15 protein-coding genes and 3 pseudogenes are annotated in these 17,853 nt (G+C 33.7%); 1 reads left to right on the forward strand and 17 read right to left on the reverse strand.

Annotation, left to right across the window (positions count from 1 at the left end):
* Position 1: 1 nt before the first annotated feature.
* The 17 genes and pseudogenes from cphA to rpmH form a co-directional block, all read right to left on the reverse strand.
* On the reverse strand, positions 2-2,632 hold the full coding sequence (gene cphA / locus OEI98_RS14815) for a cyanophycin synthetase (RefSeq protein WP_074592732.1): 2,631 nt from the start codon (positions 2,630-2,632) through the stop codon (positions 2-4).
* Positions 2,629-3,448, reverse strand: a pseudogene (locus tag OEI98_RS15205) (cyanophycinase). Before OEI98_RS15205 ends, cphA begins: the two are co-directional and overlap by 4 nt.
* 83 nt (positions 3,449-3,531) lie before the next feature.
* Complete coding sequence (locus OEI98_RS14830; RefSeq protein WP_003870008.1) at positions 3,532-4,404, reverse strand: diacylglycerol/lipid kinase family protein; 873 nt, start codon at positions 4,402-4,404, stop codon at positions 3,532-3,534.
* A gap of 19 nt (positions 4,405-4,423) precedes the next feature.
* Positions 4,424-4,927, reverse strand: a complete 504-nt coding sequence (locus OEI98_RS14835; RefSeq protein WP_004399532.1) for a DUF4446 family protein — start codon at positions 4,925-4,927, stop codon at positions 4,424-4,426.
* A 19-nt stretch (positions 4,928-4,946) separates the two neighbouring features.
* On the reverse strand, positions 4,947-6,089 hold the full coding sequence (locus OEI98_RS14840; protein WP_266038772.1) for an aminotransferase class V-fold PLP-dependent enzyme: 1,143 nt from the start codon (positions 6,087-6,089) through the stop codon (positions 4,947-4,949).
* Positions 6,090-6,341: 252 nt separating this feature from the next.
* Positions 6,342-7,202 carry a ParB/RepB/Spo0J family partition protein gene (locus OEI98_RS14845; protein ID WP_003870005.1) on the reverse strand — a complete coding sequence of 287 codons (861 nt, stop codon included), beginning with the start codon at positions 7,200-7,202 and terminating at the stop codon, positions 6,342-6,344.
* 24 nt (positions 7,203-7,226) lie between these two features.
* On the reverse strand, positions 7,227-7,994 hold the full coding sequence (locus OEI98_RS14850; protein WP_003870004.1) for a ParA family protein: 768 nt from the start codon (positions 7,992-7,994) through the stop codon (positions 7,227-7,229).
* A gap of 119 nt (positions 7,995-8,113) precedes the next feature.
* A pseudogene (gene noc / locus OEI98_RS14860) lies at positions 8,114-8,919 on the reverse strand (nucleoid occlusion protein).
* 101 nt (positions 8,920-9,020) lie between these two features.
* The gene (locus tag OEI98_RS14865; RefSeq protein ID WP_003870002.1) at positions 9,021-9,467 is read right to left on the reverse strand and encodes an NUDIX domain-containing protein; all 447 of its coding nucleotides are present in this window, start codon (positions 9,465-9,467) and stop codon (positions 9,021-9,023) included.
* Positions 9,468-9,910: 443 nt separating this feature from the next.
* Positions 9,911-10,633 carry a 16S rRNA (guanine(527)-N(7))-methyltransferase RsmG gene (gene rsmG / locus OEI98_RS14870; RefSeq protein WP_266038781.1) on the reverse strand — a complete coding sequence of 241 codons (723 nt, stop codon included), beginning with the start codon at positions 10,631-10,633 and terminating at the stop codon, positions 9,911-9,913.
* The gene (gene mnmG / locus OEI98_RS14875; RefSeq protein ID WP_003870000.1) at positions 10,614-12,515 is read right to left on the reverse strand and encodes a tRNA uridine-5-carboxymethylaminomethyl(34) synthesis enzyme MnmG; all 1,902 of its coding nucleotides are present in this window, start codon (positions 12,513-12,515) and stop codon (positions 10,614-10,616) included. The genes rsmG and mnmG overlap by 20 nt, the downstream gene beginning before the upstream one ends.
* Positions 12,516-12,524: 9 nt before the next feature.
* A complete protein-coding gene (gene mnmE, locus OEI98_RS14880; RefSeq protein ID WP_208638271.1) occupies positions 12,525-13,907 on the reverse strand; it encodes a tRNA uridine-5-carboxymethylaminomethyl(34) synthesis GTPase MnmE in 1,383 nt (460 codons plus the stop codon).
* A 94-nt stretch (positions 13,908-14,001) separates the two neighbouring features.
* On the reverse strand, positions 14,002-14,622 hold the full coding sequence (jag, locus tag OEI98_RS14885; RefSeq protein WP_003869998.1) for an RNA-binding cell elongation regulator Jag/EloR: 621 nt from the start codon (positions 14,620-14,622) through the stop codon (positions 14,002-14,004).
* Between the two features lies 1 nt (position 14,623).
* Positions 14,624-15,243, reverse strand: a pseudogene (locus tag OEI98_RS14890) (YidC/Oxa1 family membrane protein insertase).
* A 17-nt stretch (positions 15,244-15,260) separates the two neighbouring features.
* Positions 15,261-15,470: a membrane protein insertion efficiency factor YidD gene (yidD, locus tag OEI98_RS14895; protein WP_004399512.1), complete on the reverse strand. Its 210-nt coding sequence runs from the start codon at positions 15,468-15,470 to the stop codon at positions 15,261-15,263.
* Positions 15,467-15,817, reverse strand: coding sequence for a ribonuclease P protein component (gene rnpA, locus OEI98_RS14900; RefSeq protein WP_003869996.1), 351 nt, complete (start codon positions 15,815-15,817; stop codon positions 15,467-15,469). The genes yidD and rnpA overlap by 4 nt, the downstream gene beginning before the upstream one ends.
* Positions 15,818-15,853: 36 nt before the next feature.
* Entirely contained in the window at positions 15,854-15,988 is a 135-nt protein-coding gene (rpmH, locus tag OEI98_RS14905; protein ID WP_003867410.1) for a 50S ribosomal protein L34, read from the reverse strand.
* A 205-nt stretch (positions 15,989-16,193) separates the two neighbouring features.
* Between rpmH and OEI98_RS14910 the strand changes: the two genes are divergently transcribed.
* Positions 16,194-17,237 carry an IS30 family transposase gene (locus OEI98_RS14910; RefSeq protein WP_266037134.1) on the forward strand — a complete coding sequence of 348 codons (1,044 nt, stop codon included), beginning with the start codon at positions 16,194-16,196 and terminating at the stop codon, positions 17,235-17,237.
* The last annotated feature ends 616 nt before the right edge of the window (positions 17,238-17,853 follow it).

A 17,853-nucleotide genomic window follows, 5' to 3' on the forward strand; every position in this document is an offset into this window, starting at 1 on the left:
CTCAAGCCCTTTCTAATTTTATTTCAATATTTTTCAAATCTTTGTTTTTGATAAACTCCTCTATCACCTCTATAATTGGCTGATATTTTTCATAAAAGACTACTATTAAATCTCCTCCTTCAGCATTGTACATAGCCGCCCTTAATGCTTCTGTCTCTTTTAAAATAGTCTTTATTTTTTTCCTATCTATACCCCCTTTTATTGCACCTTGTTCTAATAATTTAGCTACTTCTCCCGGTTTTCTACCTCTTAAATCTAAATCTTCTTTTACATATATAAAGTCAAATCCTTGACCACAAATTTCTCCTACTTTTAATATGCTAGAATTTATTCTATCTCCTGGAACTCCTATCACACCGATGAGCCTGTTCGCATCAAGTTTTTGTGCTGCTTCTATTACACTTTTTATTCCAGCTATGTTGTGGCCATAATCTACTAATACACGGAAATTACCTACATTAAACAAGTTAAACCTCCCAGGATTGTGTGTAGTATCGCAGTAAAATGTCTTTATACCTTTTGCAATAATATTTACAGGCACTTTTACTCCATAAGAAGCAGCGATAGCTGCAAGAGCATTTTCCACGTTGTACAAAACTTTCCCTGACAAAGCTGCAGGAATCTCCTCTATCTTTACAACAGGAATTATTTGCCCATTCGCTATAACGATGACACCGTCTTTAACGTATACTGCTATTCCGCCTTTTTCTATATGTTTTTTTACAGTGAGGTTATTATCGTACATTGAAAAATATATTATTTTCCCTTTTGCCCTTTGGGCCAAATAAGTGGTCATCGGGTCATCAGCATTTAAAACACTATAACCGTCTTCTTTTACCGCTTCCACCACTAAAGCCTTAACAAAAGCCAAGTCTTCTAAAGTCTCTATCCCATCAATGCCAAGATGGTCTTCTGAAATATTGGTTATCACCCCTACATCTGCCAAATCGTAACCTAAACCTTCCCTTATAATACCTCCTCTTGCCGTTTCTAACACTGCAGCATCTATGTTTTTATCAGCAAGGCAAGTTCTTGCACTTTTAGGACCAGTATTGTCACCTTTGTAGACACAGGTGTCATCGATATAAATGCCGTCAGTACAAGTCATTCCTACAGTATAGCCATAGGTTTTTAAAATATGAGCTGTCATCCTGGTGACTGTAGTTTTCCCGTTTGTACCCGTAATAGATATAATAGGTATGGTAGCTTTGCTTCCTTTAGGGAAAAGCATATCTACAATCGCTTTTGCTACATTTCTAGGTTTACCTTTGCTAGGATAATGGTGCATCCTTATGCCCGGAGATGCATTTATTTCAATTATTGCTCCATTTTCTTTAGTTAGAGGCTTTTTTATGTCCTCCATTGTAATGTCTATACCAGCTATATCAAGGCCAATGGCTTTTGCCGCTCTTACAGCAATTTCTATGTTATATGGGTGAATGTCATCTGTTTTGTCTATTGCAATTCCTCCTGTACTTAAGTTTGCGCTTTCCCTTAAAAACACTTTTTGCCCTTTTTTAGGGATCTCTTCTAGATCAAATCCTTGTTTTTTAAGGGTCATTTTAGAAATCGTATCTATTGTGAGTTTGGTAAGGGGTTTTTCATGGCCTTTTCCTCTTAAAGGATTTTTATTTTCTATTTCTACTAATTCTTCAATAGTATGAATTCCATCTCCTATCACATGGGCAGGAATTTTTTCAGCTACCGCTACTACTTTTTCACCTACAACTAATACTCTGTAATGTTTTCCCTTTATATGTTTTTCTACAATAACAAGGTCACTGTAAGCTTTGGCGTTTCTATAGGCTATACTTACTTCTTCTTTATTGGTTATGTTTAAATGAACTCCTTTGCCTTGATTTCCGTTGTAAGGTTTTATAGCGACAGGATATCCAATTTCTTCCGCAATAGCAATCGCTTCTTCTTCATTGTAAGCAACATCTCCTTCCGGCACAGGAAATCCATGGTCTCTTAAAATCTGCTTTGTCAAGATTTTATCTGATGCTATGTCTACAGCAATACAACTAGTATTTTGTGAAATTGTGCCTTCAATCATTTTTTGATATTTCCCATAACCTAGCCGCAAAATGCTTCCATTTCCCACCCTTGTAACTGGGATTCCCGCTTTTAAAGCTTCATTTTTTATAGCCATTGTGCTAGGCCCTAGTTCTATCTCAGCAATTATATTGCGTATTCTTTCTAGTCTTTCTTCTAAATCAAATTCTTCCCCCTGTATAAATTTATTTACCATTTCAACCGCTAATTTCCCCACTCTTATGCCACACTCTTCTAATCCATATTCATAAATTATATAATACAAATCCCCTTCTATATTTCTCGCTCTTCCAAATTTTACATCATACCCTAACATATTTTGTAGTTCCAAAATTATATGCTCTGTCACATGGGGTAAATAGGTGCCTTCCTCTAATCTCTTTAGAAATCCCCCTTCATATCCGTAAGAACAACTATGTTTTGATAGGCCAGGAAGCCGTTTTATCAATCTCTCATTAAAGTTGGGTATATCTTTTGTAGGAATATCCAATCTCTCTATATCTACTACCATTTTTATTACAGGTCTATGGCTGTATATATTTCTCCCTCGATATACCCTTATATCTTTAATAATCATACTTTATCCTCCTTGAGCTTGACTTTGGGTATCCATTTTTCTAAATCATAACCATAACCGGATGGCAATATGTGAAGTATAACATTGGTGAGGGCTAAAATTTCATTAGGACTTGATTCAGAAACATTAGAGTGTTTTAGCTTTCTTCCCTCCACTACTGTCACAGCATTTGACCCTATTACCCTAAATTCATTTTCTTCTACAACTATGGCAGTATCTTCATCAATCCCTATTCCGAGATTGTTTGGGTTTTGAGCAATTGCTGCAAGAAGCCTTCCAATGCGCCCTCTTTGTGCAAAATGTTGGTCAATTATTACATCTTTTAATAAACCTAATCCAGGAGCCATTTTGATAGTGCATTTCCTGGGAGAATCTTCATCATTTCCCTCCACAATCATAGTTTGTGACATCACCGAAGCCCCTGCACTTGTACCTACAATCAAAGTTCCTTCTTTGTGCAATTGTTTTAACAATTTATCTATGCCACTTCCTCCTAAAATACTGGTTATCCTCAATTGGTCACCACCTGTAAAAAACGCAACTGCAATCTTCAAGTACATCCCTTGCATAGTTTATTTCTTTGTCTTCCCTTGAATTTATGTTTACAACTTTTACATCATTTGCCCCTAATTTTTTAAAAATAGAAATGTACATATTGCCCACTTCCACAGGTTTTTCTGTGGCTGTTGTCATTACAACTATTCTACTCTCTCTTCCCCCAGCTAAACCTACAACTTCTCTCAATATTTCACATTTGTCCTCTTTGTCTTCTGCTCCTCCTATGATAATCAACTTTCCTTTTACTTTCTCCGCCATTTATCCGCCTCCAAAAAATAATAAACTCTCAGGTTTCATAATTTATTATTCCTGAGAGTTTAACGCAATATACTCTATTAAATTTACAGAGTGCATAATTTTATTGCATCTTTTTCCACTTTTATTTCCAGGTTTTTGATATATAATATTTCACCATCGACAGTAACAGGTACTTCTCGATCTGCCTCTATTTCTACTTTTTTTGCTCTATAAACTTCTACAATTTTAAGTTTAGTATGGGTTCCAAAAAGAACTAAGGGCAATAAAACCAATAATTTAATCTTACTTATTTTGTCAACAATCATGACATCTAAATAGCCATCATTAGGATCAGCACCCGGCAAAAGCTTTAAGCCGCCTCCATAATAGCTTAAAACTCCCGCTGCAAAAATTGTTATTTCTCTATTTAACTCTTTATCATCCATCTTTATCTTTACAGAATAGGGCTTGTACTTAAAGAGGACATTTAAAAGGGCAGACAAATAAACCCATATTCCAGATAAAAACTTTTTAAACCGCACAGCCATTGCCGCTGTTTCAGAAGCGATGCCTGTGCTTGTAATATTTCCAAAAGTTAATATATCGTTTATCACAGCTCCGTCTATAATTTTAATATTACCCATTATAAGCACATCAATAGCCTTTTCTAACTTTTTAGGTATGTGGAAAAATCTTGCAAAGTCATTTCCTGTCCCTACAGGAATAATTCCCAGTACAGCCTGTGTACCTTTTATTCCATTTACTACTTCAAGTACAGTACCATCTCCTCCAACTGCCGCCACAACTTTAAATCCACTAAGAGCTGCTTTTCTTGCTAATATTTTCCCTTCCCCTGCATATTTTGTTATAAAAATTTTGTAATCGATTAATTTCTTTTTCATGATCCTTCTAATTTCTGGAATCTTCCGATAGGCCCTTCCTCCACCCGCCACTGGGTTCACAATAAACGCAATCAAGGTTATCACTCCCTGTTTTTTACAAAGCTTTTCTTTTGGCTCTTTCTATAGCTTGTACTTCTTCAGCAGAAAGAGGATATTTAGATTGCCCTCTTTCAATAGGTTTTGCAAAAGTAGCCGTCTCATTCCTTCCGTATATTCCAGACAAAACAATACCATCGTCATTGCTATCTAATAGGGCAATAGAAAAGCTTAAATCAGAGCCTACATCAGGAAAAGCATTATACCGCACCATTCCCACTTTTTTAATTGCTGTTTTTCCTTCTTTGTCTAAAGAATTTAAATCAATTTTTAACTTGTCCAATTTGTTTTTTATCTCTTCATTCTCTGTAAGGATTCTAGAAAAAATATCAAAGACATCTCCTTTTTCCAATGTTTTAATTACCTTATTATAAGTCCTGTTTAATCTTAAAAATTTCCCATTAATTATAAGTATGAAAATTAATTCTATAATTGATAAAACTGATAAAAACAGGATAATCATCGTAGCATTTTGAGAAATAATGTCTAAAAAGTTTTGCATAAGTTTCTCCTCCAATTCGTTAGAATGTTTTTCGCGAAATTATTTCAATAGCTTTTATAGCTTTTTCTACTTCTTCTTCAGTGTTAAAATAGCCAATTCCAAATCTCAAAGTGCCAGTCTTTAGTGTGCCAATTGTTGAATGGGCTAATGGAGCACAGTGTAATCCTGCTCGAGTAGCTATGTCAAAGTCTCTATCCAAAATATAACTTATTTCTCCTACATCTCTATCTTTTAATGTTATTGAAACTACTCCAACTCTTTCTTCTATTTCGTGTGGACCATATATTTTAACTTCTTTTATTTGCTCCAATCCTTCTATCAACATTTTAGTAAGCTTTCTTTCATGTTGATATATAGCATCTACACCTATGTTTTTTACAAATTTCACTCCTTCCTTTAGTCCTGCAATCCCTGGAGTATTAGGAGTACCACTTTCTAATTTGTCTGGCATCAAATCAGGTTGATACATTGACTCTGACTTACTTCCCGTTCCCCCTTCTTCAAGAGGCAATACATCTATACCTTCTCTTACATATAATCCTCCTGTACCTTGAGGACCGTACAATCCTTTGTGGCCAGGAAAAGCTAAAAGGTCGATGTTTTGTCTTTCTACATCTATAGGCAATACTCCCGCCGTCTGAGCTGCATCCACCAAGAAAATTAAATTCATTTCCCGGGCAATATTTCCTATTTCCTCAATAGGATTTATCGTACCTGTCACATTGGAAGCATGGGTTATTGCAATCATTTTTGTTTTTTTTGTAATTGCTTTCTTTATATCCTCAGGGTCAATCTTTCCTTCCTCATTTGCTTTCACAATTGTAACTTCTATTCCTTTTTCTTTCAATGCCATAAGGGGCCTTATCATAGAATTATGCTCCATACTAGAAGTTATTACATGATCTCCTTCTTTCAAAAGGCCCTTTAAAGCAATATTCAAAGCTTCTGTTGTATTAGATGTAAATACCACTCTCATAAGGTCTTTAATATTGAAAATGCTGCATATCTCTTGCCTGGCTTCAAAAATAACCCTTCCTGATTCAAGTGCCATTTTGTGTCCGCCTCTTCCAGGGTTTCCGCAGTTTCTTAAAACTTTCTCTACTTCCTTATACACTCCCTCGGGTTTAGGCCAAGAAGTAGCAGCATTATCAAAATAAATCATAATCCTATCTCCTTTAAATTAAATCTCCCGCTATTAATATATGCAAACCTCCTTTTAGAGTTCTTAACTATATTTTATATTTATTTTTTCTCATTAGCAACAAAAAACTAATTAAAGTGTGTGTCAAAAGTTAGGTGAATAATATGCTGACAATTGCACGTACCTAATTAAATCCCTCGTTTTGCTTTAAAAATGGTAAAATTGCTGCAAAATTGGATAAAATTAAAAGCCTCCATAAAAATAGGAGGCTTTTTAGCCCTTTCCATAAATGATTTCAATAATTCTTGTCAAATCTTCCTCACTGTAATATTCTATTTGTATAATTCCTCTATCTTTACTTCTTTGAGATATTTTTACTTTTGTTCCTAAAAAACTGCATAAATTATCTTCTATTTCCTTAACATGCACATCTATCTTGTCCAACTTTAGCTTTTTCGTGATTTTTTCATTTTTACGCAATAGATTCTTTACTAAATTTTCTGTTTCTCTTACATTTAAATTTTCTTCAACAACTTTTTTTGCTGCTTCATACTGTAAACTTTTATTTGGTAAAGAAAGTATAACCTTTGCATGGCCTATTGTTATATCACCTTTCACTAACATTTCTTGCACTCTATCGTCGAGATTGAGAAGTCTTATGCTATTTGCAATTACCGAACGGCTCTTGCCAATTTTTTTAGATATCTCTTCTTGTGTAAGATTAAATTGTTCTATCAATGCTTTATATGCTTTAGCTTCCTCGATGGGATTTAAATCTTCCCTTTGCAAATTCTCAATCAAGGCTATTTCCATAATCTGTAAATCATCAAAATCCTTCACAATTGCTGGTATTTCCGAAAGTCCCGCAATTTTAGCAGCTCTCCAACGTCTTTCCCCTGCTACTATTTGATATCCAGAATCTACCTTTCTTACTATAATTGGCTGAATAACTCCATGTTGTTTAATAGATTCTGCTAATTCTTTTAAACTTTCTTCATCAAATTGTTTTCTCGGTTGGTATTGATTGGGATGAATATAGGCTATATTTATCGTTTCTACCCCTTGCAGTTCTTCTGTTTGATATTCCGGTATAAGAGCCTGTAATCCTCTACCTAGCCCCTTTTTACCAGCCATTTCATCACCACCTTTGTAAATTTTTCATATCCCTGCCCTTTCTATCACTTCTAATGCCAATTCATCATAAGCCTCTGCTCCTTTAGAATTAGGGTCATATATAGAAATTGGTTTTCCGAAACTTGGTGCTTCTCCTAAGCGAATATTTCGTGGAATAATCGTTCTATAAACTTTGTCTTTAAAAAATTTTTTCACCTCATCTACCACTTGTATAGATAAGTTTGTCCGAGCGTTAAACATAGTAAGAACTACACCTTCTATTTCCAATTCAGGATTCAAGCTCTTTTTTACGAGATTGATTGTGTTCATAAGCTGAGTAAGTCCTTCTAAAGCATAGTATTCGCACTGAATTGGAACAATTACTGAATCAGCAGCAGTAAGAGCGTTTATAGTCAAAAGTCCAAGAGATGGAGGGCAATCTATTAATATATAGTCAAATCCATCTTTAATTTGATTTACAGCATTTTTTAATTTATATTCTCGCGAAAGCATAGGAACTAATTCGATTTCTGCTCCTGCCAATTGAATACTGGAGGGAACTATTGAAACCTTTAAATCATTCAAATATATTATTGCATTTCTTATGTCTTCCTCTTCAATCAATACCGTATATGTAGTGTGTTTTAAAGAAGCCGGGTTTATCCCAAAGCCACTCGTCATATTACTTTGAGGATCTATATCTATACATAAAACTTTTTTCCCTTGCACTGCTAAAGAATATCCTAAGTTTATAGTTGTAGTAGTTTTACCTACACCACCTTTTTGATTTGCAATAGCAATAACCTTGCCCATTTTTTCACCCCCTTTTGCGTACAAATACCTCTTTAAGGATGCTAAACTTATATGTCTATTATATCATTGTTTATACCAATGTTCCACATGGAACATTATCAAGGGGGTGAAAAAGTTTTTTACTTTTTAGAAATTTTGATTACAAACTCTACATATTCTTCCATATCATTTTCAATATATTCTGCCGGCACACCAGATTTTTTCATTAAATCTACAGCTTGTTTCACTGTATTTACAAAAATTCTTATGTCTTTATAAAATTTCATCATCTTTTTGTTTGCCTTTTTTGTTTCTTCCTGTTGTTTAGTAATTTTATCTATCATATCTTGTATAAGTTTTTCCGTTTGGCTTACATTTAACTTTTTCTTTACAATTACTTCTAAAGCTTTTTTTGCAATTCTTCATCAGGAAGCCTTAAAAGGGCTCTGGCATGTCTTTCTGTTAAATCATTTTCTAATAACTTTTCTTTTATTTCTTTACTTAACTTTAAAATTCTCAGCTTATTGGCAATAGTCGATTGACTTTTGCCCAACATTTTTGCTAACTGTTCCTGCGTCAAATGGTGATCGTTTATCAAATTGTAATATCCTTCAGCTTCCTCGATAAAATTCAGGTCTTCTCTTTGTAAGTTTTCAATTAAAGCTAAAACAGCTGCATCTTCATCTTGAGCATTTACAATTATTGCCGGTATTTCAGTAAGTCCTGCTAACTTTGAGGCTTTTAACCGCCTTTCCCCCGCTACTAATTCATAGGAATTGTTACCTACCATTCTCACAGTAATAGGTTGCAGCACTCCATAAACTTTGATTGATTCGGATAATTCTTGTAAATTTTTTATATCAAAAGTCTTCCTGGGCTGATAAGGACTAGGTCTTATAGAGTCAATCGGCAAATAAGAGATTTCCTGCATTTTGCTCGACAACACCTTTACACACCCCACTTTTTTAAAACAATAATAGATTTTCTAACATATATATTCGACAAATAATGTAAAATTCCTCCTTAAATTCAAATATATTGTTTAAATTATAAAAAAGTCTCAGGAATAGGAATAAGACAATTGAAAAAATCTTTTTGTTGTATGAGTTCCGCCAATTTTTGAGGGTAAACTTGATAGTTTTTCAAATCCTTAAGATCAACCCATTTTACTTCTTTTAAAACCTGTTTCTCTTTAGGTAATTCAGGGTCACTTCCTAAGGTCAATTTTCCCCCAATAATAGAGGAATAAAAATATGTTACATAGTAAATATCATATTCTTGAATATAACACACTCCGTTCAACTTAATGTCATAGCCTGTTTCTTCTTTACATTCTCTTATAGCGGCAACTGCTACTGATTCATTTTCTTCTACCCTACCTCCTGGAAAAACCCATGCTACTTCCTCCCCCTCTTGATGTTTTACTAAAAGAACTTTTCCTTTTTCAACAATGACAACTCTCGCAACTAAAAAGCTCGCTCTAAATTTTAACATTTTTTCTTCCCTCATTCCAAGATTGATATACTAAAATTATACCATAAAAATTTTTTATAAAAATAAAAAAGAACAGTCTAACCTGTTCTCAGTTTGTTGACAAAGTTCTATTTTTGTTGGCATTTTGCATCGTTTGCTCCGGTAACATCACAGACTAAACTAGCGCTCGGCCTCGGACTCAGGCGGGGCTTCTGCGTCAGCGGCATCCTTTCCTCAGGTGCCCGCCTCCGCCCTCACAAGGCTGCGGCTCCGCCGACCTCTCTCTGTCTCGCTAAGTTTCCCGGCACTCAACTGAACACGCTAGTCCTCTCTCTTATTACTTTTTTCTAACATGTTTAAGTTGAATGCCGGGCTGTTAAGTCACTCACTTATGCAAAATGCCAACATATCATAAAGACATTACACTTTTATGCGTAAAGTGCATTGATGACAAACTTCTAACTTCACAAAGGAGACCTTTTTATAGCATTGGCCTTTCTGGGATATTTCAGAGGACAGTTATCTCCTTTTCTTATAATTATCAAATGATGAAGTATATCACTAAAAGGAAGTCTGATTTGCTTTACCTCCTCAATTTCACCTTTTAACTCCTTTAAAGCTTTTTGACTGCTTTTTATTTCTTCCTCAACTTCTCTTCCTTTTAAAGCAATAAAATACCCACCTACTTGTACAAAAGGAAGAGTATATTCCAATAAAACATTTAAAGGTGCAACAGCTCTTGCCACAGATAAATCAAATTGTTCTCTATATTTTATGTCTTTTCCTATATCTTCTGCTCTTCCATGAATTAATTCTATTTCATTTATACCCAATTTATTTATAACCTCTTCTAAAAAAGTAATTCTTTTTTTAGAAGAGTCTAAAAGAGTAGCTTTTAATTTAGGAAACACAATTTTTAAAGGAATAGAAGGAAAACCAGCCCCTGTACCAACGTCTATAATTTTTTCGTCCCCTTTTATTTTCCCACTCTTAACCACAGATAAGCTATCTAATAAATGCTTAATCACAACTTCACTTTCTTCTGTAATTGCCGTTAAATTCATCTTCTGATTCCATTCCAATAAAAGAGCATAATATTTTTGGAAATGTTCCACATGGAACATTTCCAAAAATATACCCCACTCTTTAGCGCCCTCAATTAGCATATCAACCGATTTGTTCTTCATCGTCTTTATTTCTCCTTAACTGCTGCATGTAAATTAAAAGCACAGAAATATCAGCAGGTGAAACTCCCGAAATACGAGAAGCCTGTCCAATTGAAGTAGGCCTTATTTTTGTCAATTTTTCTTTTGCTTCATTACTCAAACCATGAATTTGATAATAATCAATATCTTCTGGAATTTTTTTGTTTTCCAATGCTTTAAAGTGTTCAACTTGTCTCAGTTGTTTTATTATATATCCTTCATATTTAATATTTATGTCTATTTGCTCAGCCACACTATCTAAAATATCATGCGGTCTATCTTTATCCAAAAATTTAGTAGACTTATAATCAATTTCAGGTCGCTTTAACAAAGTATAAAGGTCAATTCCTGTAACTAAAGGAGTACTTCCTTTAGATATGAGAAAATTGTTGACTTCCTCAGAAGGTCTTACCATGACGCCAGGAAGTCTTTGCATCTCTTTTTCTAACTGAATCTTCTTCTTTAAAAATTTTTGATATCTTTCTTCTGTTACAAGACCAATTTTATACCCTAGCTCTGTCAATCTAAAATCTGCGTTATCTTGTCTTAATAGAAGTCTATATTCCGCTCTCGAAGTAAGCATCCTATAAGGCTCATTTGTACCTTTTGTCACTAAATCATCAATTAGCACTCCTATATAAGCTTGAGACCTATCCAAAATTACAGGAGGTTCGTTTAAAAGCTTCATAGCAGCATTTATTCCCGCCATCAAACCTTGAGCAGCCGCTTCTTCATATCCAGATGTGCCATTGACTTGTCCTGCAAAGTACAACCCTTCAATTTTTTTAGATTCTAAAGTAGCTTTTAATTGTGTTGGGTCTATACAGTCATATTCAATAGCGTAAGCTGGCCTCATCACTCTTACATTTTCAAGACCGGGAACAGTCCTCAAAAATTCCAGTTGTACATCTTCAGGTAAACTAGAAGACATGCCTTGTACATACATCTCATAAGTATTTAATCCTTCTGGTTCAATAAAAATTTGATGCCTTTCTTTGTGGGGAAATTTTACAACTTTATCTTCAATAGAGGGACAGTATCTTACTCCTACCCCTGTTATTTCACCACTAAAAAGAGGAGAACGGTCAATATTTGCCATTATTATTTCATGAGTTCTTTTATTCGTATAAGTGAGCCAACAGGGTAACTGTTCTATTTCGATTTTATCATGCATATAGGAAAAAGGAGTAATAACTTCATCCCCCGGCTGTATTTCCATTTTGGAAAAATCAATGCTTCTTTTATCAACTCTCGCAGGAGTACCTGTTTTAAATCTCATCAATTTAAAACCTAATCTTTTCAAAGTCTCAGAAAGCTCATTAGCTGGAAAAAGCCCGCTAGGTCCACTGTTAAAACTTACATCACCAATTATAACCCTTCCTTTTAAGAAGGTCCCTGTAGTAATAATGCAAGCCTTACATTTATATATCGCACCTAATTTTGTCACAACCCCCGTGACTTTGTTGTCTTCTACCAAAATGTCTACAATTTCCGCCTGTTTTATATCAAGGTTTTCTTGTCTTTCTAAAGTGTACTTCATGTTCATCTGGTAAAGTTTTTTGTCAACTTGTGCTCTCAAAGACCTTACAGCAGGGCCTTTACTGGTATTTAAAGTGCGAATTTGTAGTAGCGATTTGTCAGTATTTATAGCCATTTCCCCACCTAAAGCGTCAATCTCTCTCACCAACTGAGCCTTGGCAGGGCCACCAATAGAAGGATTGCAAGCCATCAAAGCAATAGAATCTAAGTTTACAGCAAAACCTACTGTTTTAAGTCCCAACCTTGCACAAGCGAGAGCAGCCTCACTGCCCGCATGTCCCAACCCAACAACTACCACATCATATTCTCCAGCAATAAATCTCATACTTTTCACCTACTTTCCAACACAAAATCTTTCAAAAATTTGATTTATTAAATCTTCAGTTGCTGTTTCACCAGTAATTTTCCCTATTTGCTCAAGAGCTGCATTTAAATCAATTGTAATTAAATCCTCACTATACTCCCTCTCAATGGCTTCTACAACACTTTCCATATATTTTTTTGCATTGATAAGGGCTTCCTTGTGCCTTGAATTTGTAATTATTTCGTCTTCCTTAACATTTATATTTCCCTTAAAAACCAAATTGTATATTGTGTCTTCCAATTCTTGTAGCCCAATTTTTTCAACAGTAGAAACCTCTATTATTATACCATCTTTGGTAAGATTTTTTAATTCTTTTTCATCAATTTTTTTAGGTAAATCGATTTTATTCAACACAAATACAATATTTTTACCTACCAAAATGTCGAAAATTTCGTAGTCTTCTTTAGTTAACTCTCTTGAGGCATCCAGCACAAACAATATTAAATCTGCTTCCGCCAGAACTTCTTTGCTTTTAGCAACTCCTATTTTTTCCACCAATTCGTCTGTATCTCTAATTCCTGCCGTATCAATAAGTTTTATTGGAATACCTTTTACATTAACATATTCTTCAATAATATCCCTGGTAGTTCCTGGTATGTCTGTGACAATAGCTCTATTTTCTTTCAATAAGGCGTTTAAAAGAGAGGATTTACCAACATTTGGTTTACCAATTATAGCAGTTTTAAGTCCTTCTCTTATAATCATTCCACTTTCAGAAGATGCAATAAGTTTATCGATATCTTCCACTATTTCCTTGGCAGTTTCTAACATTTCTTTTCTCTCAAGTTCCTCCACATCATCTTCAGGAAAATCTATTAAAGCTAAAAGATGGACTAATAGACCCATGATTTTGTCTTTTAATTCTTTCATCTTTTGCCCTATATGACCTGATAACTGCTTTTGAGCGTATTTATTAGCAAGCATAGTCTTAGCGGTAATTATATCTATAACTGCTTCGGCTTGAGATAAATCAATTCGCCCATTTAAAAAAGCTCTTTTTGTAAATTCCCCTGGTTCAGCTAAACGAGCACCTTGTTTTAATACTAATTCCAAAATTTTAGAAGTAACTACTATACCTCCATGACAATTTATTTCAACTATATCTTCTCTGGTATAGGTATTAGGTTTTTTCATAATAGATACTAAAACCTCGTCATATACTTCTTCTGTTTCTGGGTCTACTATGTGTCCATAGTGCAAAGTATGACTTTTCACCTTTTTTATATTTTTAGGCTTATAGGGTTTAAAAATTTTTGAAATTATCTCTAAAGCATCATCTCCACTTATTCTAACTATTCCAATTCCTGCTTCTCCCGGAAAAGTGGAAATAGCTGCAATTGTATCAAAAACCATTTTCATCACCAACCAAAAAATTGTCTTATAAAATAATATACCAATGTTTTTGGCTTTTCAATCACAAATATAAAAAAACCCCCTTGACAGGGTATTATTTTAAAGCTATTATGACTCTTCTGTTAGGCTCCTCTCCTTCACTATAAGTCTCTACATATGGATGGTCCTGCAAAGCCATGTGAATTATTCGCCTTTCATTAGGACTCATCGGCTCTAACTCAACGCTTTCTTTTGTCTCCATTACTTGTTTGGCTAATTTTTTTGCAAGCCTAATTAGAGTCTCTTCCCTTCTTTTTCTATAATTTTCTGCATCTAATATAATCCTTCTATATCTATCATATTCTCTATACTTGCTGGCAACGACATTTACAAGATATTGCAATGAATCTAATGTCTCTCCCCTATGACCTATCAGCAACCCTACATTTTTTCCATATAAATTAAACTTTATAGTATCCTCATCTTCTTCTATATCAAATTTAACATCTAATTTCATCGCTTCAATTACTTGCTGTAAAAAATTTCTAGCACTCTCCTTTACTACATCTTTTAAAATCACTTTAACTATTGCCTGCTTGCTTATAAGACCTAGAAAACCTTTACCCCCTTCATCCAACACTTCTACTTCTACCATTTCCCTCGGTACGCCAAATTCCTGCAACGCAAGATTTACAGCTTCTTCCACCGTCTTACCTGTCCTTATAAGCTCTTTCAATTTATGATTCCCCCTTAGCAGTATTGGTCTCTCTCATAAAAATATACTGCTGCACTATCTGGAATATATTGCTTGTAACCCAATATATTCCTACCCCTGCCGGCAAAGAAACAGTTACCCATCCCATAAAAATTGACATCATTATATTCATAGAATTTTGACTCTTGTCTGTTGCTACCATTGCAGAAGATATATAAGTAGTCACAGTAGCTAAAATAGGAATTATATAATAAGGGTCCTTTTGTGCAAGGCTATGCATCCATAAAAAAGAAGCAGTTGAAAAAGCTGGATAGGTTCTAAGCATCGTAAAAAGCGGCCACAATATTATCAAAGGCAAAAGCATAGGTAAACATCCACCGAAAGGATTTACTTTTTCTCTTGATACAATTTCATTGTTTCCATGTTTAATTTTTGAGGGTCTTTAGCATACTTCTTTTGAAGTTCTTCTACAAGAGGCTGTATTTCTTTCATCTTTTTCATTGTGCTCATTTGCTGTATATAAAAAGGCAAAAGAAGTATCCTTATTAAAATAGTAAAAATAATTATAGCGATACCATAATTTCCCACATAATGATGTATAAATTCTAACAATTGTCCTAAATACATAGCAATTGTTGCCATAATATACCTCCAAAAATTTATTTTACAGGGTCATATCCCCCGGGATTAAAGGGATTGCACCTTAAAATCCGCCAAATTGACATAATTCCGCCCTTTAAAAGTCCATGCTTTGATATTGCTTCTATAGAATATTGAGAACAAGTTGGGTAAAATCTACAGGTCCTTGGCTTCATAGGCGAAATATATCTTTGATACAACTTAATTAAAAAAATAACAACATTTTTCATCTTTCATTCCCCGCATAAAGAGGTGTTTTCATAATCAATTTTCTCATGGAATTTTTTAAAGTGTGAAAATCAGCCTCTACAATTTTCCCTCTTGCGACAAAAATTATATCAAAACCTGTTTTTATCTCAATATCTAAAAGTCTAAAACTTTCATGTAAAAGCCTTCTAACTCTATTTCTTACCACACTTTTACCTATTTTTTTACTCACTGAATAGCCAACTCTATTAAAACCTAAATTATTTTCCATATAATACATTACAACAAACTGATTAGCAACAGATTTTCCATTTGAATAAACCTTTTTAAATTCATAACTTTTTTTAATTTTTATAATCTTGTTACTCATTTATACCTCCGGATTGTAAAAAAGGCCCTAAAGGCCTCACGCTGTCAATCTATGTCTACCTTTTTGTCTTCTTCTTTTTAAAACATTGCGACCACTTTTGGTAGACATCCTCTTTCTAAAACCGTGCACTTTTTTTCTATGTCTTTTTTTGGGTTGATAAGTGCGAAGCATTGCCACACCTCCTAAAACCTAAAAAATGCTATAAAAATTATAACGTTAATTAAGGAGGATGTCAACAAGACTTTTTAAAACAAGAAAATTATCAACAACTGGTTAGTTGTATAATTAAATGCAACAGATAAAAAAATAGAAACCATAGTGAAAATCGTGTATGATATAGGTGTCAACTCAACATCATACAAGGAGGATTTTCACTATGGTTCATAATAATGATACCACAAAAAATCGTTCTTTTAAACACTTAAGTAGCTATGAACGAGGAGAGATCTATGCATTACTCAAAGAAGGAAGAAGTATTCGGTATATTGCTAAAAAACTTAATCGATCTCCAAGCACTATAAGCCGTGAAATTAAACGTGGAACTACTACACAACTTAGAAGTGATTTATCTTCTTATACAAGCTATTTTCCTGAAACCGGTCAAGCTATCTACGAAAAAAATCGTTCAAATTGCGGAGCTAAATTTAAAGTAGCTAAAGCAGAAGATTTCTTGAAATATGCTGAAAATAAAATATTAAATGAAAAATGGTCACCAGATGCAGTTGTAGGCTATTGTAAAAAAGACCCAAGCTGGAATAATAAAACCATTGTTTGTACTAAAACACTGTACAACTATATAGATAGAGGATTATTAAAAGTTAAAAACATTGATTTACCTTTAAAACTACGTTTAAAACCAAGGAAGAAACAAAACCGTAAAAATAAACGTATTATGGGTAAAAGTATTGATTTTAGACCTAAAGAAGTTGAAAGCCGTGAAGTTTTTGGGCATTGGGAAATAGATACGTTAATTGGCAAGAAGTCTAATGACAAGGTGCTTTTAACATTAATAGAGCGTAAGACTCGCCATGAAATAATATTACTATTGGATACAAAAGACAGTAAATCTGTTAAAGATGCACTATCAAAATTAAAAGATATGTTTGGTGACAATTTAAGCAAGGTCTTTAAAACAATAACATCTGATAATGGTACAGAGTTTAGTGATTTAGAAAGTGCTCTTTTAGAATATGGCGTAGAAGTATATTATACACATCCATATTCATCTTGGGAAAGAGGTACAAATGAACGACATAACGGTCTTATACGACGTTTCATCCCTAAAGGTAAAAGTATTAAACATTTATCTATAGATACGATAAAGAGAGTAGAAAACTGGCTTAATAACCTTCCTCGAAAATTGTTAAATTATAAAACACCTAAAGAATGCTTTTATGAAGAGCTGGCAAAAATCTGTTAAGCCCATCCCTTATAAAGTATAGAGCTCGCTCGTGATTTGTCAAGGGGCAGGCTTCGCCTGACTTAAACCCTTGACAAATCACGACCTCCGCTCAATTTGTTAACTAAGATGGGCTTAAGGTTATATATGATTTGTTCCAAATCCTATATCTACATGATTTTCATTAGGTGTTGCATTTAATATTGCAATTTATAATTATCAACAACTTAAGAATTATCTACACACAGCTGTAGACAAAATTATTTTTCTTATTGATAATCTGTTGATAATTTGCTATTATAAAATTAAACTGTTGATAACTTAAATAAATTGTAGCCACAAAAATAACAACTTATTCACAGGTTGTTGATAAATTTGTGAATAAGTTGTTATTTAAATGTTAGTTTTCTTATTCATTATATTTATAATCAATGTATTTTAATTTTTTTATCAGTTTTTTTATCAAAATATCTTTTATCAACAATATCTGCACATGTGTTTTTGCAAAAGTTATCAAATTAAAAAATTCACAAAACTAAATTTAACTTATTAACAACTAACTTATACCGATAATATATTATGCCACCCTTTTAAATAAGTTATCCACATTTTATTGATGGGCTTAGGAGGTCATACA

Origin of the sequence: Thermoanaerobacter sp. RKWS2 (genome assembly GCF_026240795.1) — a bacterium.
GTDB classification, from domain to species: Bacteria; Bacillota; Thermoanaerobacteria; order Thermoanaerobacterales; family Thermoanaerobacteraceae; genus Thermoanaerobacter; species Thermoanaerobacter ethanolicus.